The following is a 19,538-nucleotide window of genomic DNA, read 5'->3' as shown; positions in this document are numbered from 1 at the left end:
GGAGGAGCGGCCCGGGGAGGCCCGCGCCTCATGTCGGCCCGGCCCACGACCGCGTCCCCACTCGCCAGCGGCGCCCCATCCCGCGATGGCTCGGTGAGGGGCGCCGCCGAGCTGGTGGTGACGCGGGAGCACCCCGAGCGCGGTCGAGCGAACCTGGTCCACGGGCGGCGGGTGGCCGCGACGGAGGTGCCGGCGTCCCGAGTCAGGGACCGAGTCCGCCGCGGTTCCACCCTCGCACCGCGCCCGTCCTCGCCGGGCCGGAGTGGACGACATCCCACCCGGCGCGACGCACTCCACGCCAGCCAATCCCGCCGCCGGACCCCGGGCGACGGCCAGGGGAGACCCAGGCCGGCACCAGGCCCGCCGGCGTTCGCGGCCCAGCCCGCCCTGCAACGACCAGGGCGAGGTGGCCGGGGCACCGGCGCGCGGGGCTCGCCCACCAGCCAGCGATCGTCCGGGCGGCCGCGAACCCGCGACCGCCCCGTTCCTCGCGGTCGCCCCGCCCGGTGGGGCGACGGGACGCCGGGCATCACCGGTCGCGGCTGACCGCCGCACAGCCGGCGACCGGCCGGCGACCGGCCAGCCCACCACCGGAGTGGTGGAGCCAGCCGGCACGCTCGATCCGGTGCCGCAGTCGGCGGCCCGCTGTCCCTTCCTCAGCCCTCCGTCATCACGCTGATCGGACGGCGCTGGTGGGTGCGCTGGTGGGCCGGGAACATCGAGATGAAGAACTCCGACCAGCCGCCCATCCGCACGCGCACCACGTCGTACTTCTCGGGGTCGCGGCACGCGCCCTCGAAGGTCTCCGGGTTGGCGCACGTCACCGTCAGCAGGTTGGACCCCTCACCCGAGGCGAACTCGCGGATGACGCGGGTCAGCGCGTCCAGCCCGAAGTCCTCCCGGATGTTGTAGTCGGTCGGGGCGATGTCCCAGAACGACTCGCTGCCCGCCCCGGTCATCCCGCGCAGCGTGGTCAGGAAGTCGGCCTCCTGGTGGTCCACCGGCCGGTCGGCGGGACTGGGGGTCGGGCTCAGGTCGGTGGCCAACGGTTCGCCGGCCCGCCGCCCCTCGGCGGAGGCACCGCACATCGCACCGAACTCCAGGTAGTTCTCGAAGGTCCCCACCCCCGGCTGGAGCTGGATCCCGAACGGGTGCTCCGGGCTCCCGTACCGCTCCGCCAGCTCGACCAGCGTCCGCGCGGTCGGCTGGGCCGGGTCGGTGAGGGTGCTCATCACGGTGGCGGACACCCGCTGGAGGAACTCGTCGCCGAAGGCGTCGACCTCCTGGTCCCCCCGGCCGTACCGGGGCAGGGCCAGCGCGGCGGCCCGCAGGTCGCGGAACCGCTCCGCCCGCGCGGCGATGCGGCCCTCCCCGGCCAGCGTGCTCACGAAGGGTTCGACCATCGACTCGCCCCAGTCGCACATCAGCGCCTCGACGAGCTCGGGCAGCGAGGTCACGGCGGTCGTCTCGTCGAAGACCAGCTTCCGCACCGCCCACAACGAGTTGATCGTGTTCGGCAACGCCGTGAAGCACGGCCCGATCACGTTGTAGCGGGCCCCGCCGGCGTAGTAGTCCATGCCCTTCTCCAGGCAGTCGTCGACGAAGACCGACAGCAGCGGGGACGGGCAGACCGCGCTCATCTTCCCGTAGACGCCGAGCTGGCCGTCCACCTGCTTGGCGTACGACCAGGACAGGTGCCTGAAGAAGATGTCCAGCACCTCCTCGAAGGAGCCGATGTCGTTCGGCTTCGGCGAGGTGAACGAGACCCGCTGCCCCCGGAACCACATCGGTCCGGCGGTCAACCACGACTTGCCCCGGTTGAGGGTGGCCTCCAGCAGCTGGAGGGTGTTGAGCCCGCCGAGGGTGAACCAGTTCTTGCCGACGAACTGGGGTTCGTAGCACCCGTCGCAGGCGTAGTCGCGGGCGACCTCGAGGGGCACCTCGCTGCTCCAGGAGTCGCCGGCCCTCTCCCGCACCGGGGTGTACTCGCCGGTGTCCGGCCCGTCGCCGATCTCCTCGCCGCTGCGGACCAGACCGGGGATGACCTTCTCGTCGTTGATCAGGATCGGGTGCGCGCCACCGCTGAGCAGGGCCTTGGCCGCCTCCTCCGCGTACTCCGCCGGCATGTCCCGGCGCACCCGCAGGGACAGGCAGGGCGCGTTCAGCGGCAGCCGGCGGGCGGCGCGCAGGCACAGCATGGTCATGCGGTTGTAGGCCGGGTCACCGCTGCCCGGGGAGTCGTTGGCCACCGTGCCACCCACGGTGATCTGCTGCACCCACTGGTTGTTGGCCGCGCCCTGGGGGTAGTTGCCGGCCATCCCGCCCATCGCCATGTTCCCGTCGGGCTGGTGGTCGTCGACGAACATGCGGTTCCACAGCACGTTCCCGCCCAGCTTGACCCACAGGCAGTCGAGGATCTCCTGGGCCTGCTCGTCCTCGTTGGCGGGGCTGAGCACGCCCGAGGCGATGTCGGACTCGTAGAAGGGCTGCAACAGCTGGTCCAGCCGCCCGATCGCCGTCGGCTCCCCGATGAGGTGCAGGCAGGAGTGCATGGTGAAGATCAGCTGGGCCGCCTCCAGCAGCGTCTCCGGGACGTCGGTGGACAACCGCCGCATCCGTGACTCGACCTCGGCGAGGTTGGCGCGCTCGACCTCCCGCGTGGCCGGCAGGGCGTCCGCCGTGGCCGCCGCGAGCTCCGCGAAGGCCAGGCAGTGGGCGCGGACCCCCTCCAGGGCCAGGTGCACGGCGGTGTAGAACAGCCGGGTGTCCTCGTCCTCGGCGGCGTCCCGCAGGGCGGCGACGTCCTCGGCGAGCCCGCCGAGGCCCCGCCTCAGCAGCTTCTCGTAGCCGGGGACCACGTGGCCCACCCCCGAGGCCGGGCCGAGGTTCTGGAAGAAGTTGGCGAGCTTCTCGTCGTCCCGGGTGTAGTCGATGACGTACTTGCCCTGGCCCAACCCGAGGGTGGGCATGCCGCCGACGATCAGTTCGAGCGGTTCGATGTGGTAGGTGTCGGCGCCGTTGACCCAGTTGCCCTCGGCGTCGCGCCGCCGCCCCCGGAACCCGTACTCCTCGCTGGCGAAGACGCTGCCGAGGCCGAGGCGCACCGTCCACCCCATGCGTTCCATCACCGGCCGCGCCATGATCTCCTCGGCCGCCTCCGCGCCGAGTTCGCGGGTGAGGTAGTACGACAGGTGCTCGGGTTCCTGCTGGACGCGGTCGAAGTACCAGTTGTCCTGCCAGCGGGAGAACGCCGCCGCGACCAGCCGGAGCACCCGCTTGGTGGGGGGCAGGTAGTGGTCGCGGTCCTCACCGGCGGCGGTGCTCATCTGGTAGAGCCAGTCGCGGTGGTTGTAGAACATCAGGCCGTTGGTGGACCGCTCGGTGAAGTGCCGGTCGAGTCGACTCCAGTCCATGCCGGGGAAGTCGTCCCACCCGACCTCGTCGAGGTCGTCCAGGTCGGGCAGGTCCAGCCCCAGCACGGTGGCGCTGGGCACGAAGTAGACGCCGCCGAGGTTGGAGTGGACGGTGGAGAGCAACCGGTCCGCCATGTGACCCTCGTGCGAGCCCACCTGCCGGTCCATGATGGTCTCCAGGATGCCGGCGCGCCGCGCGTAGCCGGCGAAGTAGACGCCCTGCTCGTCGCGGAGGCTGGCGCCCTTGAACCGGAGGTCGTTGTTGGTGGTGGCGTCGCTGCGCCCGTAGGGGAGCCCGAGCCGGAGTATCCGCATCGTGTCGCCCTGGGCGTCCTGCGCCCGGGCGCACTTGATGTGGCTGCGTTCGTCCCTGGTGGGGACGATGATGTCCTCCGCGGTGCGCCCGACGAGGTCCTCGATCTGGTCGGGGCCCATGTTGAGGATGTGTTCCCAGTTGAACGCGAACCGCTGGGCCAGTACGAACGAGGACCCGGCGTAGGCCGGGTCCTCGTTGCCGACGATCGTGTGGGTCTCCAGGGTCACCGGATCGGTCGGGTTGTTGAGGTTCTCGGAGAACCGGCAGCCCAGGACCTTGCCGCCCAGCTTCTTCTCACCCGTCGCCTTGGTGTCGGCCCGCTGCTGCTCCCGGTGCCGGGCGACGCACCCCTCCTCGTCGAGGAGACGCTCCAACTCCTGGTAGACCCCGTCGCAGTGCCCCTCCTCGTCGGACTTGAGGTGGAACCACAGGTCGGCGTCGGAGTCGACGAGGGTCCCGCCGGACCGCTCGAACACCGTGGACGTGGGCGACCCGTCCTTCCGTTTCGCGGGCAGGTCGAAGCGCATCCCGGTCGGGGGTTCCATGCCCTCCGCGGCGCAGATCTCGTTCCACAGGCCGAACCCCACGCCGACCACGGCGGTGGTGTTGGCGTCACCGAAGCGGGAGTGGATGATGTCCCGGAGCGAGGACATGACCCGCCGCAGCAGCGCCAGGGTGATCTTGGTGCCCTCCGGAGCTCGCCAGAACGTCGCGAAGAGGGCGTGCGGGGACGGGTAGACCAGACCGCGCTGGACGTGGCGCCACACCTCGTTGCCGCCGAGGACGTCACCGGGGGGAACCGGGCGCGCGAGGGGAACGTTCCTGGGTGCGGGGACCGTCGTTTCCGTGGACTCGGTACTGGTCGTTGAATCGGGCACTGTTTCCCTTTCCGTGGGGAATTCGGAACTGAGGTACTGCTCGGCCGTGTGCGTGTCACCCGTCCGGACGCATCACGGTTCTTCGTGGTGGAGGAAATCTCGCCGCGCGCCACCCGGGTGCGGTGTGAGAACGGGACCCGCGCTCGCGCATGCCGGCCGGTGGCCGATCACCACGCGGCTGACCAGGGGAGACGGGGGGTCCCGAAGAGCGAGAACCGTCCCCCGGTTCGTTGGTCCGGAGCGCGGGGAGGAACAGGCAATGCGGCCGTTTCTGTCGTGTGACGGCGGGGTGGGCGGCGGAGAACGGAAATCGTGGATGGTGCGCGCCACCGTCCCGGCGGGCACCCGACAAGATAGCGACGAGGTAACGCGTCAACAATCACTCGACAGTGGGAAAGAATGGGGAAACCCGGGTGACATAGCCCGGTGGTTCCCCTGAAGGGCCGCCACCTTGAGGAGGAATTCGGTGGGGGAGGGCCGGCCGGCGACGGCGTGACCCGCATCAGGAGCCGCGCCACCAGCGATGGGGGAGGACACCGACGACAACCGCGCCGCGCGGGCGGCCCAGCACGCGGTCGAAGGCCCTGCGCCGGTCCGGCCCGTGGCGGTCCCGGTGGCGCGGACCCGGGAACGGTGCTTCGGACCCGTCGCCGGCGGGCCCGGACTCCCCGGGCAGCGGAAGGCCCCGGTCCCGGCGGGGCCAGGACCGGGGCGGGTCGCGGTCGGCGGCGACTACCCGGCGGAGGTGCCGCCCCGACGTCGCCGCACCCGGGGGACCCGGGCGGGTGCGGCGGGCCGGCTCAGCGAACGCGACGGGCGGGGGAGCCGTCCTCCTCGGCCGCCCTCGGCGCGGGCGGCGCACCTCGGCCCACCCGCCGCTCGGCCGGCCCGGTGTAGAGGCTCGTCGGGCGGATCAGGCTGTTGCGGGCCAACTGCTCGGCGATGTGCGCCGTCCACCCGGTGATCCGGGCGGCCACGAAGATCGGCGTGAACGTCGGGGTGTCGAACCCCATCAGGTGGTAGGCCGGCCCCGCCGGGTAGTCGAGGTTGGGGTGCAACCCCTTCTCCCGCAGCATCGCCGAGGCCAGTGCCTCGTACATCGCCAGCAGGTCCTCCCCACCCCGCGCCTCGACGACCTCGCCCAGCGCCGCCCGCATCGTCGGCACCCGGGAGTCGCCGTGCTTGTAGACGCGGTGGCCGAACCCCATGATCCGCCGCTTCTCCGCCAACGCCCGCGACAACCAGCCCTCCACCCGGTCGGCGCTCCCGATCTCGGCGAGGGTCGCCATCACCGCCTCGTTCGCCCCGCCGTGCAACGGGCCCTTGAGCGCCCCCACCGCCGCGGTCACCGCGCTGTAGAGGTCGGAGAGCGTGGAGGTGACCACCCGCGAGGTGAAGGTGGAGGCGTTGAAGCTGTGCTCGGCGTAGAGCACGAGGGAGATCTCGAAGGCACGGACGATCGCCGGTTCCGGCACCTCCCCGAAGGTCATGTACAGGAAGTTCTCCGCGTAGCCCAGGTCAGCCCTCGGCTCCAGCGGCAGCAGGCCCCGGCGCCGCCGCTGGGTGAGCGCGACGGCGGCGGGGAGCGCGGCGAACAACCGGAGGGACTTGGCGTGGTTGGCCGCCGGGGAGTTGTCGTCCTCCCCGGGGTCGTTCGCGCCGAGCACGCTCACGGCGGTCCGCAACGAGTCCATCGGATGGGCGGTCGGGGGCAGCGCGAGCAGGAGCCCGACGAGGTCCGGCGGCAGCGCGCGCAGCCCGCGTTCCTCCGCGTCCTGCGCCGCGAGCTGCTCGGCGGTGGGCAGCTCGCCGTGCCAGAGCAGGTGGGCGACCTCCTCGAACCGACAGTGCTCGGCGAGGTCCTGCACGGCGTAGCCGCGGTAGGTGAGCGAGTTGGTGTCGGGGTTCACCGAGGAGATGCCCGTCGTGTCGGCCACGACGCCGGCGAGTCCCCGGTGGACGGTGGGAGTGGACATCGGTGTCCCCCTTCGGCTGGGGCGCGGCGCCCGGCGGGCAGCCGCGACGAGGGCTCAGACGCGGAAGTCGTGCACGGAGGAGTCGAAGGTCCCGTACCCCGCGTAGTCCACGAGGTCGTACAGCTCCCGGCGGTGCTGCATCCGGTCGAGCAGTTCCGCCTGACCGCCCTGGTCGGCGATGGTCGTCAGGCCGTCCTCCGCCGCGCGCATCGCCAGCCGCAGCAGCGTCACCGGGTAGATGACCAGGTTCACCCCGAGCGATTCCAGGGTGCTGGTGCTCAGCAGCTCGCTCTTGCCGAACTCGGTCATGTTCGCCAGGATCGGGACGTCCACGGCCGAGCGGATGCGCTCGAACTCGGATGCGCCGGCCATCGCCTCCGGGAAGATCAGGTCCGCCCCGGCGTCCTGGTAGGCCCGGGCCCGTTCCACGGCCTCGGTCATCCCGAGCACCCCCCGCGCGTCGGTCCGCGCGGCGATGACGAAGTTCGGATCGCGCCGGGCGGTCACCGCCGCCGAGATCCGCCGCACCGCGGTGTCCCGGTCCACGACCTCCTTGCCGTCGAGGTGCCCGCAGCGTTTCGGGTTGACCTGGTCCTCCAGGTGCAACCCGGCCACCCCGGCGTCCTCCAACGCCTGCACCGTGCGGGCCACGTTCATCGGCTCCCCGAACCCGGTGTCGGCGTCCACCAGCGCGGGCAGGTCCGTCATCCGCGCGATCTGCTGGGACCGGCCGGCGACCTCCGTCAGCGTCGTCAGACCGATGTCGGGCAACCCGAGGTCGGCGGCCAGGACCGCGCCCGAGACGTACACCCCCTCGAAACCGGCCCGCTGGATCAGCCGCGCGGACAACGGGTTGAAGGCGCCGGGGTACCGGAGCAGCCGCCCCGACGCCAGGTCGGCGCGGAACGCCGACCGCTTCTCGGCCGCCGAGGTCGTCGAGTACAGCATCAGAAGATCCCCTTCGTCGCGGGCGCCGGGTCGGAGAGCGAGGGGAGCGCGAGGGCCGCCACCTCCGCCGCGTCGAGCTCCGGCAACCGGGTGACCGCGTCGAGGAAGCGGTCCTGGTCCTCCGAGGGCACCACCCCGTCGGCGAGCTCCCGGAACTTCGCCACGTACTGCTCCCTGGCGAAGGGGCGGGCGCCCGCCGGGTGCGCGTCGGCCACCGCGATCTCGTCGGCGAGCACCGTGCCGTCGGCGAGTTCGACCTCGACCCGACCCCCGAACGCGGGTTCCGGCGCGTGGTAGCGCCGGGTCCACTCCGGGTCCTCCACGGTGCTCACCCGACGCCACAACTCGACGGTGTCCGGGCGGGTGGCGCGGGAGCGTTCGTAGGAGCGCTGGTGGTGCCAGCTGCCGTCCTGCAGGGCGACGGCGAAGATGTAGGGGATCGAGTGGTCGAGGGTTTCCCGGCTGGCGTTCGGGTCGTACTTCTGCGGGTCTCCGGAGCCGGAACCGATGACGTGGTGGGTGTGGTGGCTGGTGCGGATCAGCACCCGGACCACCTTGTCGGTGTCGCCGATCCTCGGACCCAGCCGGCGGGCGAGGTCGATCAACGCCTGGCTCTGGTACTCGGCGGAGTGCTCCTTGGTGTAGGTGGCGAGGATGGCCCGCTTCGGTTCGCCGGGGGCGGGCAGCGGGACCGTGTACCGGGCCTCGGGACCGCCGAGCAGCCAGGCGATGACCCCGTCCTCACCCTCGTAGACCGGGCTGGGCGCGCCCTCACCGCGCATCGCCCGGTCCACCGCCTCCACGGCGACCTTGCCGGCGAAGGCGGGCGCGTAGGCCTTCCACGAGGAGATCTCCCCCTTGCGGGACTGCCGGGTGGTCGTGGTCGTGTGCAGGGCCTGCCCGATGGCCTGGTGCGCGGTGGCGGTGTCCAGGCCGAGCAGGGCGCCGATCCCGCCGGCGGCGGAGGGGCCCAGGTGGGCGATGTGGTCGATCTTGTGCTCGTGCAGGCAGATGCCGCGCACCAGGTTGACCTGGAGTTCGTAGCCGGCGGCGATCCCCCGGACGAGGTCCGCCCCGGTGGCCCCGGTGTGCTGGGCGACCGCGAGCACGGGCGGGATGTTGTCCCCCGGGTGGGAGTAGTCGGCGGCGAGGAACGTGTCGTGGAAGTCCAGCTCCCGGACCGCCACCCCGTTCGCCCAGGCCACCCACTCCGGCGAGTACCGGCCGGCCGTGCCGAACACCACCGCCCCCGGCGAGGCGGGGTGCCGGGTGGCCTGGTCCCGGGCCGCGAGCACGGGGCGACGCGCCAGGGACGCCGCGGCCACCGCCGCGTTGTCGATGACCCGGTTGATCACCATCTCGGTGACCTCGGGCTCGACGGCCACCGGGTCGGTGGCCACGGCCGCCAGCTTCCAGGCCAGCTGTTCCTCCCTGGGCAGGGGCTCGGCTGACGGGTAGGTGCGCACCACGTGGTCGATCATCACTCTCCCTGAGGTCCCTCGAGTGGGCGGCGGGCGCCGGGCGGTTCGGCGCGGCCACCACCTCGCCGGCCGGTGGCGGAACGCCTCCGAGGAGGACGAGTTCCCCGGCCGGGGCTTCCGGTGGGGGCCCGCTCCTCGGCTGGTTCCCGTCCCTTCCTGTGAAGCTTGTGACGCCCTCACCGAAATCGTGGCACCGCGAACCGGCCGCTGCTACCTCTCCTGGCTGCCAAGTGTTGTGAAAACTTCGCCCTGATCTGTGAAGCTTGTTAACGTCCTCGGGTGGAGAAGATCTACGCGGGAGCCCGGCTCCGGCAACTGCGGCGGGACCGGGGCCTCAGCCAGGTCGCCCTGGCCAGGTCGCTCGACGTCTCGCCGAGCTACGTCAGCCAGCTGGAACACGACACCCGACCGCTGACCGTCCCGGTCCTGCTCCGGCTGACCGAGACGTTCGGGCTGGACGCCGAGTTCTTCGCCCCCCAGGACACGGTGCGCCTGGTCGCCGACGTCCGGGAGGTCTTCGCCGACGCGGCGGTGGCCGACACCCTCTCCGCCGGCGAACTCGACGAGCTCACCGCCAACCTCCCCGGGGTCGCCCGCGCGCTCGTCGGCCTGCACCGCCGCTACCGGGAGGCCACCGAGAACCTCGCGGCGATCACGGGCGGCCGCGATCCGGAGCGGGTCGCCGGCCCCATGCCGCACGAGGAGATCCGCGACTACTTCTACCAACGCCAGAACTACGTCGCCGAGCTCGACGAACCCGCCGAACGCCTGGCGGTGGAGCTCCGCCTGCGGCCAGGGGAGGTGCGCCCCGCCCTCGTCGCCGCCCTCGCCGACCGCCACGGGGTCGAGGTGACCACGCGGGGTATCGAACCCGGATCGGACCAGCACCGCTACGAGCCCGACCGGCGGGTCCTGCACCTCGCGCCGACGCTGCGGCCGGGTCAGGCCGCTTTCCGGCTCGCCTCCCAACTGGCGCTCCTGGAGGTGGGGGAGGTCATCGACCGGCTCGTCGCGTCCTGGGCCTTCGGCAGCGGCACCGCCCGCCGCCTGGCCCGGATCGGACTGGCCAACTACTTCGCCGGCGCCCTGGTGCTGCCCTACCGCACCTTCCTCGGGGTCGCGGAACGGTACCGGTACGACATCGCCAGGATCTGCGACCACTTCGGGGTCGGCTTTGAGACGGTGTGCCACCGGCTGTCGACCCTCCAACGGCGCAACGCGCGTGGCGTGCCGTTCTCGTTCGTGCGGGTCGACCGGGCGGGCAACATCTCCAAACGGCAGTCGGCGACCGGGTTCCACTTCTCCCGCGTCGGGGGTTCCTGCCCGTTGTGGGTCATCTACGAGGCCTTCGGCTCCCCCGGTCGGGTGCTCACGCAGATCGCCGAACTGCCCGACGGCAAGAAGTACTTCTGGATCGCCCGCACGGTGTCCAGGACCACCGGCGGCCACGGCGACCCGGGGAAGACCTTCGTCGTGGGCCTGGGCTGCGAACTCCCGCACGCCCGGCGACTCGTCTACTCCGACGGGTTGGCGCTGGGGGAGGAGGCCCGGGTCACGCCGATCGGTATGGGATGTCGGGTGTGCGAACGCCCCGCCTGCCCGCAGCGGGCGTTCCCGTTGCTGGGCCGGCCGCTGCGGGTGGACGAGAACAGCAGCACCACCCTGCCCTACCCGCCGGCTGGCTGATCCGTCGCCGGAGGACGTGCGCGCCTCCCGTCAGGAGGCCTGCCGCAGCCGGCGACTCTCCCTGGCCCGCAGCCGCCCCGAGTCCACCCTCCGCGGGACCCGGTCGTCGTGGGCGCCGACGACCGCCCACCCGAGATCCCCTACCGACCCCGAGGGCACTGCGCCCAGATCATGGAACCCGACCTGTTCGCCGCCCTCGCCGCCCTCGTCTTCCCCGGCCACACCGCCGCCCACCTCACCCGGGACCGCACCGACGTGGACGTGTGGACCGCCTGCGGGATCCGGGCACCGGCGGCCGACACCGAACCGCTCAGCCTGCTCACCCCCGGCCTGGAGCTCCGCCTGGCCTGCTGGCTGCCCCGCCACGAGGAGGCGGGACCGTGGTGAACCCCCACGCCCCCGCCACCCGGCTCACCCACGCGCTACGCGCGGGACACCTCGACCCGTCGGCCCCGGTCGCGGTGCTCACCGCCACCGCCTGCCGGGTGCACGACCTGACCGTGTCGGGCGCGGCCGTGCTCGAAGTCGTCGCCGACGGTCCCACCACGGCCAGCGCGGTCCGCCACCAGGTGGGGCTGTCGCACCCGGCGTGGGAGACGGTGCGCGCGCAACTCCAGTGCCGTCACCTGCTGCTGCGGGGCGTGGTCCCCGCCAGCCCCGCGCCCGGGGCGCCCGTGCCACGCCGGCACCAGCTCACGGAAGGGGGGCGGGAGTTGGTGGGCCGGCTGACACCGCTGCTGATGATCGTGCTGGATCACGTCGAGTTCCGGGACCAGGGCAGCCGTCGTCCCTCCCACGGCAGGGTGTTCGTCCGCCGTCCTCCGCGTTTACCCGCGAGTGGGTGTCCGGTAGCCGCCCGCCATTTTCCGGCGTGGTCGGGCGCGGTGACCATGGCCCACGACGTGACCGGCGCCCGCCGTTCGGTCCTCGCGGAGTTCACGGCCGAGGGAGGGAACCCGATGCGCGCGCTTCCCCCAGCGCCGGACCTCCCGGTCCAGGTTCGCGGACCGCTCACCTGTCACCCGGGTGCGCGACGTCCCGCCGGGGAGGGGCCCTCCACCTGCGTACGTCGTGACGAGGTCCTCGGCCTGCTCGGATCGGGTGGCACCACGAGCGTCGGCGTGGGCACCACCCGGGTGCTGCGCACCGCCGGTGAGGTCACGACGTCGCGTTCGCGGTGGCCGTGGTGCCGATGACCTCCACCGGTCCGCCCCAGGTCCCCCCGCCGCCGTCCGGTGACCTCCCCGTCGGGCAGGCGGTGTGCGCGCTCACCCCGCTCACCTACGCCAGCGAGCCTCCGCGGGCGGTGACCGCGCGTACCGTCCCGCGCCTCCCGCTGCCCGCCGCCGCCGTGCTCGCGGCCGCCGCCGTGCTCGCGGACCGCGCGGCGCCCACGGGCTGGGCCGGTGTCCGCGCCACCCGCCGCCGGGCCCTCCAGCAGGCAGTTCCGAGGCAAGGAGAAGCCCCGTGTACCGCTACACCGTCGCCGTCATCGGGAGCGGCTACGTCGGACTCACCACCGGAGCGTGCCTGGCCTCGCTGGGACATCGCGTGCGGTGCGCCGACATCGACTCCGCCAAGGTCGACCGCCTCCGCCGGGGCGAGGTCGACATCCTCGAACCGGGGCTGCCCGAGCTGATCCGGCAGGGCCAGGCCTCCGGGCTGCTCGCCTTCGAGGTCGGGGCGGCCGGGGCGGTCCGCGACGCCGAGGTGGTCATCCTCTGCCTGCCCACCCCGATGGGGCCGGACGGGACGGCCGACCTCACGGCGGTGTCGGCGGTCCTGGCGGAGACCGGAGCACTGCTGGCCCCGGGCTGCGTCCTGGTGAACAAGTCCACCGTCCCGGTGGGGACGGCGCGTGGGATGGCGGAGATCCTGGGCCGCGACGACGTCCACGTCGTCAGCAACCCCGAGTTCCTCCGCGAGGGCAGCGCGGTGGCGGACTTCCTCTCACCCGACCGGATCGTCGTCGGTTCCGACAGCCGCCGCGCGGCCGAACGGGTCCTCGCCCTCTACGCGCGGCTCGGGGCGCCGGCCGTGCTCACCGACGCCACCAGCGCCGAACTGGTCAAGTACGCGGCGAACTGCTTCCTCGCCACGAAGCTGTCCTACGTCAACTCCATCGCCGAGCTGTCCGAACGCCTCGGCGGGAACATCGCCGACATCCTCACCGGCATGGGCTACGACCAGCGGATCGGCCAGTCCTACCTGCGGCCGGGGCCGGGGTGGGGCGGGTCCTGCCTGCCGAAGGACACGATGGCGCTGCTGCGGGTCTCGGAGTCGGTGGGTTTCGACTTCCCCCTCCTCGCCGAGGCCGTCCGCACCAACGAGCGGCAGCGGGAGCGGGTGGTGGACAGGGTCGAGGCCGCCTGCGGTGGGTCCCTCGACGGGCTCCGGCTCGGGCTGTTGGGCCTCACCTTCAAGGCCGGAACGGACGACCTGCGGGACTCGCCCGCGCTGGCGATCGCGGAACTGCTGGCCCGGCGGGGTGCCGAGCTCGTCGCCCACGACCCGGCGGTCGCGGTGACCCGGGAGATCCCCGGTGGCGCGGTGGCGGTCACCGACGACCCCTACCAGGCGGCGAAAGGCGCGGACGGGTTGGTGCTGCTCACCGAGTGGCCGTCGTTCCGGGCGTTGGACTGGTCGCGGGTGGCCGGGCTGCTGGCCCGGCCCGTCGTCGTCGACACCCGCAACCACCTCGATCCCGACGTGCTCGCCGGCGCGGGGATCACGTTGACCGGTTTCGGTGCCGCCCCCGGGGCGGCCCGTGCCGAGCCCGACCTGGTCCCCGAACCCTGACCGGGTCGACCATCCGAGAAGAGAAGGACACCGCGATGCGCGTGCTCTGCACGATCACCGGAACCCCCTCCCACGCCAGGGCGCTGCTGCCCCTCGCGCGGGGCCTCGTCGCGGCCGGGCACGAGCTCCTGGTCGTCGCGCCGCCGAAACCGGCAGCCGTGTTCGACGGTGAACCGGTCCGCGTCGAACCGGTCCTGTCCGAACTGGCCGACCTGGTGATGCGGGCCCTGGCCGACGGCACCTCCACGGTGCCGGCGGACGTCGACCGGCACCACCAGGCGCTGTGGGTGATGACCGGCTGCGGCCCCCACATCGCAGCCAACCACGAGGCGATCCTGCCCCTGGCCCGGGACTTCGACCCCGACCTGGTGTTGCGGGACGGCACCGACTTCGCTGGCGCCCTGGTCGCGGAGGCGCTCGGAGTCCCCTCGGTGCCCGCGCCGTCGGGGACCGGCCAGTTCCTCGACCCCGCGTTGGTGCACGCCGAGCTCAACGGGCGCCGCGCCGAGCTGGGGCTGGCACCCCTGGACGACCCGCTGGCCATGTACCCGCACGGCCGCCTGGACTGCGTGCCCGCCGAACTCTCCTTCGCCCGGTCGGACGCCGCACCGGCCTTCGCCTACCAGCAGCCGGCGGCGGTGACCCGCGCCGAACGGCTCCCGGACTGGGTGGCCGACCTGCCGGCGGACCGACCGCTGGTCATCGCCTCGGCCGGCACCATGCTCCCCGGGTTCACCCCGGAGCCTGGGCAGCTCCCCGACTCCGTCACCGAGCACCCGTTCGCGGTGGTCCCCGAGTCCTTCATCGCCGGCCTGTCCGAACTGGACTGCGTGGGCGTGGTCGCCACTGGGGGGATCCCCGTCGACCCGGACCTGGCCGGGGAGAACGTGCACGTGGTCGACCACATCCCCCAGCCGTCGCTGTTGCAGTGCGCGCAGCTGTTCGTCACCCACGGCGGCTACAACAGCATCCGCGAGTCGATGCGCGCGGCGGTGCCGATGGCGGTGCTGCCCCTGTTCGGCGACCAGGAGCACAACAGCGACCGGCTGATCGAGCTCGGCCTGGGGGTGCGGGTCGCCGACCCCGAGGGCCACCACGTCGCCGAGGCCTGCCGGACCCTGCTGGACGATCCCGGGTACGAAGCGCGGCTTCGCGGCGCGCAGCGGCGGATGCTGGCCCTGCCGCCGGTGGAGTCGGCCGTGGCCCACCTGGAAGGGCTGGTGCGGTGATGGCCCGTCCCCGCATCCGGCACAACGACCACGGGGTGCTCCACCCACCGGACCCGGGCGGGTGGACGCCGGAGCTGCCCGTGAGCGTCGTCATCCCCGCGCACGACTACCACGACCGGCTGGACCTCACCCTGGCCGCGTTGGCGGCCCAGTCCTACCCGGCTGAACTGCTGGAGGTCGTCGTGGTCGACGACGGCAGCACCCCGCCGGTCCGGTTGCCGGAGATCAGGCCGGAGCGCACCCGGCTGGTGACGGCGGGTCCCGACGGGTGGGGGCCGGGGCACGCGCTGCGGCGGGGCGTCGACGTCGCCGAGGGCACGGTCATCCACCGGCTCGACGCGGACATGATCGCCTGCCGGGAGGAGGTGGAGCTGCACCTGCGGTGGCACCACCTCGCCGACTACCTCGTCGTGCTCGGCCACCGGCTGATGGTGGACTTCACCAGCGGCGACCTCACCCCGGAGCAGGTGCGGGCCTCGGTCGCGGAGGGCCGTTCCGGTGAGCTGTACGACCCGGCCGGCGCCACGCCCAACCACTGGATCGACGCGGTCAGCGGGGAGACCGACGGGCTGCGGGAGGCCGGGCCGAGCGTGGGCACCACCCTGGTGGGCGCCAGCATGTCCGTCCCCGCCGACCTGCTGCGGGCCGCCGGGGGCGTCGACCCGCGCCTGACGCACGGCGAGGACACCGAGCTGGGCTACCGGCTGTCGCAGGCCGGTGCGGTGTTCGTGCCGGAGGCGGGCGCGACGTCCTGGCACCTCGGCGCCTCCGGTCTGCTCCGCGACCCCGAGGGCACGGTCCGGCACAACCGCCCCTACCTGGCGGATCTCGTGCCGACGCTGCGGCTGGCCCGCCGGGGCGTGGCGCGGCAGTGGACGGTGCCCTACGTCGACGTCGTGATCGACACCCGGGGCGCCGGGCACGAGGCGGTGTGCGCGAGCGTGGACGCGGCCCTGGCCGGCGGGGTGCCCGACGTGCGGGTCACGCTGCTGGGGCCGTGGGACGAGTTGGGCGGGGAACGGCGGGACGTGCTCGCCGAGGAGTTCGTCGACGCCCGGCTCACCCGGGTCCACTACCGGGGGGAGGGCCGGGTCCGGTTCGCCACCTCGGCCGGGCGCGACTCGTTCCCCGTCCCGTTCCGGTTCACCTGCCCGGCCGGGTGGCGCCTCCACCCCGGGGCGCTGGCCCGGCTGGTGCGGTGGTCGGACGTCCGGCGCCTCGCGGTCGTCCCGCTCGGCCTCCCCGAGGGGGGCGAGCTCGGCCGGCTCGAACGGACGGCCCTGGTGCGGCGGGCCGCCCTGCTGTCCCCGGATGCGTCCGACCTCGACGGTGTCCTGGACGAGATCGGCGGGGTGGAGGGGGTGGACGCGGCCGAGTGGGGCACCGGGGAACCTCCCGGCCCCGACGACCTGTCCATCGACAACCTGCTGACCCTGCTGGAGGAGCAGGGTCTCCGACCGCCCCGGGCCACGCCGTGACCGACCCACCGGAGGGACCCTCCACCGTGGACCTGCTGGTGGTCGGTAGCGGACCCGTCGGCGCGACCGTCGCCCGCCGCGTCCGGGACCTCGTCCCCGGGGCCTCGGTGCTCGTCGTCGACGCGGGCCCCGCCGTGACCGGGCCACCCGGCCGCAACGTGCACAACCTCCCGGCCGCCGACCGGGCCGAACCCCGCCACCGCTCCGCCGGGCGGTACCCGGCGGTCGGAGCCGGCGCGGTCACGCCCCGGTTCGGGACCGGGCTGCTGCGCCCGGCCGACCCGGAGGGCGACGAGCAGGACGGGATGCCCGCCGCCGCGCTGTCCACCTGCGTCGGCGGCATGGGCGGCCACTGGACCTGCGCCACCCCCCGCCCGGGGCCGGCGGAGCGGTCCCCGTTCGTCGGTTCCGACGACCTCGCCGTCGCCGAGCGGCTGCTGGGGGTGCGCGCCCGGCCCTACGCCGACACCGCCGCCGGCACCCGGTTGCTCGCCGGGCTCCGGGACGCCCTGCCCGGTCAGGACGTCGGGTGGATGCCGATGGCGGGCGGGCCGGGGGAGTGGGGCGGTGTCGACACCGTGCTCGGCGACCTCGACCGCCAGCCGGGGTTCCTGCTCCGCCCCGAGACCCTGTGCCGCCGGCTGCTCCTCGACGACGGCCGGGTGGTCGGCGCGGAACTGGAGTGCCTGCGCGGTGGCCGGCGGTGGGTGGTGCGGTCCCGCGCGGTGGCCGTGGCGGCCGACGCGTTCCGAGGACCGCAGCTGTTGTGGGCGTCGGGGTTGCGACCACCAGCCCTGGGCCGGTACCTCAACGACCACCTGGCGGTGATGGCGTGGGCGTTGCTGGACCTCGACGACCCTCCCCGTCACCCCGAACCGGCCGAACCGTTCGACGGGGAGTGGCGGGACCTGGTGACCGGTGTCCTGCGGGTCCCCTGGACCAGCGGGCACCCCTTCCACGGGCAGGTCATGCTCGCCGACCTCGGCCCGCTGGGCCCCGGGGTCGCCGACCCACGTCCCCTGCTGAGCCTGACCTGGTACGCGGCCAAGGAGATCCGTGCCCGGGACCGCGTCACCTTCTCGGCGGAGCGGCTCGACGCCTACGGGATGCCGGCGCCCCGCGTGGAGTACGGGCTCACCCGGGCCGACCGGGCCACCGCCGCCCGCGCCGCCGAACTCGTGTCCACGGTGGCCGCCTCGCTCGGGGAGGCGACCCCCGGGGGTGAGCCCCGGCTGTTGCCGGCGGGCAGCTCCCTGCACTACCAGGGCACGGTGCGGATGGGCCACGACCCGCGCACCTCGGTCTGCGACCGGGACGGCCGGGTGTGGGGTGTGGACAACCTCGTCGTCGGCGGCAACGGGGTCATCGGCTGGCCCACGGCGGCGAACCCGACGCTCACCAGCGCGGCCCTCGCCGTGCGCTCGGCGGCGGCGGTGGCGCGGATGATCCAGGGGGTGTGATGGCGGGAGTCGGCATCATCGGGACCGGTCGTGTTGTACGGAGCGTGCACCTCCCGGTGCTGCGGGAGCTGGCTGACCGGCTCCCCGTGGTCCACGCCGTGGCCGCGACACCCGACTCCGCGAGAACCGCCCTGGAGGGCGCTCAGATGAGCGCCCGGGCAGGGGTGGACGTGGCCGCCCTGCTCGACGACGAGGCGGTCGACGTCGTCGCGGTCTGCGGTCCGCACTGGACGCACGCCGATCACGTCGTCGCGGCCTGCGAGGCCGGCAAGCGGGTCGTGCTGTGCGAGAAGCCGCTCGCGCTGGGCGTCGAGGACGCCCGGCGGATCGCCACCGCCGCCGGCCGCGCCGGCACCCGGGTGCTGGTCGGGACCATGCACTCCTACGACCCCGCGTGGCGGGCGGCCCTGGGGCACGCGCGCCCCCGGCTGGGAGGAGCCCGGCGGGTGCGGGTCCGCGCCTGGGTGCCGCGCACCGAGGTGCTGGTCGCCCTGGCGTCCGGCTCCGCACCTCCACCCGCGCCGCCGGCGCCACCGCCCATCACCGACCCCTCGGCCCGCGCCGTCGTGCTCCGGTTCGCCCTGTTGGGGTTGGGTGTCCACACCGCGACCCACCTGCGGGCGCTCCTCCCGGAGGTGGACCGGGTGACCCACGCCAGGCTGCTGCCCTCCGGCGGCTACCTGCTGGGGCTGGCCGGCCCGGGCGGCACCGCCGTCCTCTCCGGGTTCTCCGCCGGGGACTGGCGGCGGCCGGACTGGCATGTGGACGCCCGAGGCGAGGGAGGCCGGCTGCGGGTCGACCTGCCCTCCTCCTACCTGCGCGCCGGGTCCGCCACGGCGCGCTGGACGGCGGCGGGGGAGACCCGGCGCTGGTCCACCCCGCTCGACGGGTACCGGGCGATGTGGGAGAACGTGGCCGAGGTCGCCGCCGGCACCGCCGAACCGGTGCTGCCCCTGGAGGAGGCCGTCGCGGACCTGGACTACCTGCTCGGGATCGCCGACGCGGCCGCGCCCCTGCTCGGGGACCCGTCGTGACCGGCCCGGTCACGGTGGCGCTGGGCGGCGACCCTGGCGCGGACGAGTGGCACCGGCGGGCCCTGGCCGGCCTCGGTGGCGCGTTCCGGGTGGTGGCGGGACCGGCCGGGGCCGAGGTCCTGCTGGTCGACTGCGGCGTCCCCGGCTGGTCCGACCGGCTCCGGGAGCGCTCCGACCGCACCCGCGTGGTCGTCCTCTCCCGGCCCGTCGCCGCCGCCCTGCCCCTCGTCGAGGGCCTGACGGCCAGGTCGGTGCGCTGCGTGCTCGACGCTCCCCGGCCCACCCTCCCGGGCTGGGCCGCCCGTGCTCCGGGCGGTCGGCTCCCGCTGGCCGGTGCGGAACTGCTCGACCTCGACATCCGCCTCCCGGCAGGCGATGCGCACACGGCCCTGGCGACCCAGCTCGCCGTGGCGCGCGGGCTGGTCCCGGGCCTCGGCGCGCTGGCACCCGTCGAACTCCGACCCGACGGGTACTCCCTGGTGTCCCACCGGGCGGACCACGACGTCCTGCTCACCGGCGGCGTCGACGGGGACGGGCCGGTGCTCGTGCTCGACGCCGTCGGGTCCGCCGTGCGCTGGTCGGTGACCCTCGGCCCCCGCTCGACCCTGGTCCGGCACGATCCCGCCGGTGTCCGGTGCGACGCGCTGCCCGAGGTCAACGACCGTCGCGGCCTGTGGGAGGCGGTCCGGGCGGTCCTCGCCTCCGGGGCGCCGAGCCCCCTCGACACCCTCCCCGTCCTCCAGGAGACCGCCGCGCTGCTCAGATGAGCGGCGGACGGCGCGGCGCTCGGCGGGCCGCGACGGCGCGGGTACGGCCATCTCCCAGAACCGGTTGCTCCGT

General features: G+C 73.9%; 13 protein-coding genes. 9 read left to right on the top strand and 4 right to left on the bottom strand.

All coding sequences use genetic code 11. The features are described from left to right. Positions 1-656: 656 nt before the first annotated feature. From C1701_RS00840 to C1701_RS00825, 4 genes are all read right to left on the bottom strand, one after another. The gene (locus C1701_RS00840) at positions 657-4,607 is read right to left on the bottom strand and encodes a Dyp-type peroxidase (RefSeq protein ID WP_337662048.1); all 3,951 of its coding nucleotides are present in this window, start codon (positions 4,605-4,607) and stop codon (positions 657-659) included. 800 nt (positions 4,608-5,407) lie between these two features. Beyond that, positions 5,408-6,583: a bifunctional 2-methylcitrate synthase/citrate synthase gene (locus C1701_RS00835; protein ID WP_103055328.1), complete on the bottom strand. Its 1,176-nt coding sequence runs from the start codon at positions 6,581-6,583 to the stop codon at positions 5,408-5,410. Positions 6,584-6,637: 54 nt separating this feature from the next. Continuing rightward, the gene (gene prpB, locus C1701_RS00830; RefSeq protein ID WP_026420385.1) at positions 6,638-7,531 is read right to left on the bottom strand and encodes a methylisocitrate lyase; all 894 of its coding nucleotides are present in this window, start codon (positions 7,529-7,531) and stop codon (positions 6,638-6,640) included. After that, positions 7,531-9,012 carry an MmgE/PrpD family protein gene (locus tag C1701_RS00825; protein ID WP_103055327.1) on the bottom strand — a complete coding sequence of 494 codons (1,482 nt, stop codon included), beginning with the start codon at positions 9,010-9,012 and terminating at the stop codon, positions 7,531-7,533. The genes prpB and C1701_RS00825 overlap by 1 nt, the downstream gene beginning before the upstream one ends. A 279-nt stretch (positions 9,013-9,291) precedes the next feature. Here C1701_RS00825 and C1701_RS00820 point away from each other — a divergent pair, with 279 nt between their 5' ends. The 9 genes from C1701_RS00820 to C1701_RS00775 all read left to right on the top strand — a co-directional run bounded on the left by C1701_RS00820 (position 9,292) and on the right by C1701_RS00775 (position 19,465). Continuing rightward, positions 9,292-10,698, top strand: coding sequence for a short-chain fatty acyl-CoA regulator family protein (locus C1701_RS00820; protein WP_026420383.1), 1,407 nt, complete (start codon positions 9,292-9,294; stop codon positions 10,696-10,698). Positions 10,699-10,806: 108 nt separating this feature from the next. After that, positions 10,807-11,085 (top strand): hypothetical protein, encoded by a 279-nt coding sequence (locus C1701_RS00815; protein ID WP_103055326.1) that lies wholly within the window; start codon positions 10,807-10,809, stop codon positions 11,083-11,085. Further along, a complete protein-coding gene (locus tag C1701_RS00810) occupies positions 11,079-11,894 on the top strand; it encodes a hypothetical protein (RefSeq protein ID WP_103055325.1) in 816 nt (271 codons plus the stop codon). Before C1701_RS00815 ends, C1701_RS00810 begins: the two co-directional genes overlap by 7 nt. A 271-nt stretch (positions 11,895-12,165) precedes the next feature. After that, entirely contained in the window at positions 12,166-13,497 is a 1,332-nt protein-coding gene (locus C1701_RS00800; protein WP_103055324.1) for a UDP-glucose dehydrogenase family protein, read from the top strand. Between the two features lie 35 nt (positions 13,498-13,532). Next, positions 13,533-14,726: a glycosyltransferase gene (locus C1701_RS00795; RefSeq protein ID WP_026420379.1), complete on the top strand. Its 1,194-nt coding sequence runs from the start codon at positions 13,533-13,535 to the stop codon at positions 14,724-14,726. Then, positions 14,726-16,204 carry a glycosyltransferase gene (locus C1701_RS00790; RefSeq protein WP_156038646.1) on the top strand — a complete coding sequence of 493 codons (1,479 nt, stop codon included), beginning with the start codon at positions 14,726-14,728 and terminating at the stop codon, positions 16,202-16,204. The genes C1701_RS00795 and C1701_RS00790 overlap by 1 nt, the downstream gene beginning before the upstream one ends. 26 nt (positions 16,205-16,230) lie before the next feature. Beyond that, entirely contained in the window at positions 16,231-17,664 is a 1,434-nt protein-coding gene (locus tag C1701_RS00785) for a GMC oxidoreductase (protein WP_156038647.1), read from the top strand. A 44-nt stretch (positions 17,665-17,708) separates the two neighbouring features. Then, positions 17,709-18,698, top strand: coding sequence for a Gfo/Idh/MocA family protein (locus C1701_RS26995; protein WP_211256680.1), 990 nt, complete (start codon positions 17,709-17,711; stop codon positions 18,696-18,698). Beyond that, positions 18,695-19,465, top strand: coding sequence for a hypothetical protein (locus tag C1701_RS00775; RefSeq protein WP_030107193.1), 771 nt, complete (start codon positions 18,695-18,697; stop codon positions 19,463-19,465). Before C1701_RS26995 ends, C1701_RS00775 begins: the two co-directional genes overlap by 4 nt. Positions 19,466-19,538: the final 73 nt, after the last annotated feature.

It is taken from the genome of Actinoalloteichus sp. AHMU CJ021, assembly GCF_002895405.1.
Lineage (GTDB): Bacteria > Actinomycetota > Actinomycetes > Mycobacteriales > Pseudonocardiaceae > Actinoalloteichus_B > Actinoalloteichus_B caeruleus.
This window is presented reverse-complemented; position numbering and strand designations above follow the sequence as displayed.

Coding starts and splice junctions, on each gene's coding strand:
- C1701_RS00835 (WP_103055328.1), bottom strand. CDS start 6,583: ATGTCCACTCCCACCGTCCACCGGGGACTCGCCGGCGTCGTGGCCGAC.
- C1701_RS00825 (WP_103055327.1), bottom strand. CDS start 9,012: ATGATCGACCACGTGGTGCGCACCTACCCGTCAGCCGAGCCCCTGCCC.
- C1701_RS00795 (WP_026420379.1), top strand. CDS start 13,533: ATGCGCGTGCTCTGCACGATCACCGGAACCCCCTCCCACGCCAGGGCG.
- prpB (WP_026420385.1), bottom strand. CDS start 7,531: ATGCTGTACTCGACGACCTCGGCGGCCGAGAAGCGGTCGGCGTTCCGC.
- C1701_RS00790 (WP_156038646.1), top strand. CDS start 14,726: ATGGCCCGTCCCCGCATCCGGCACAACGACCACGGGGTGCTCCACCCA.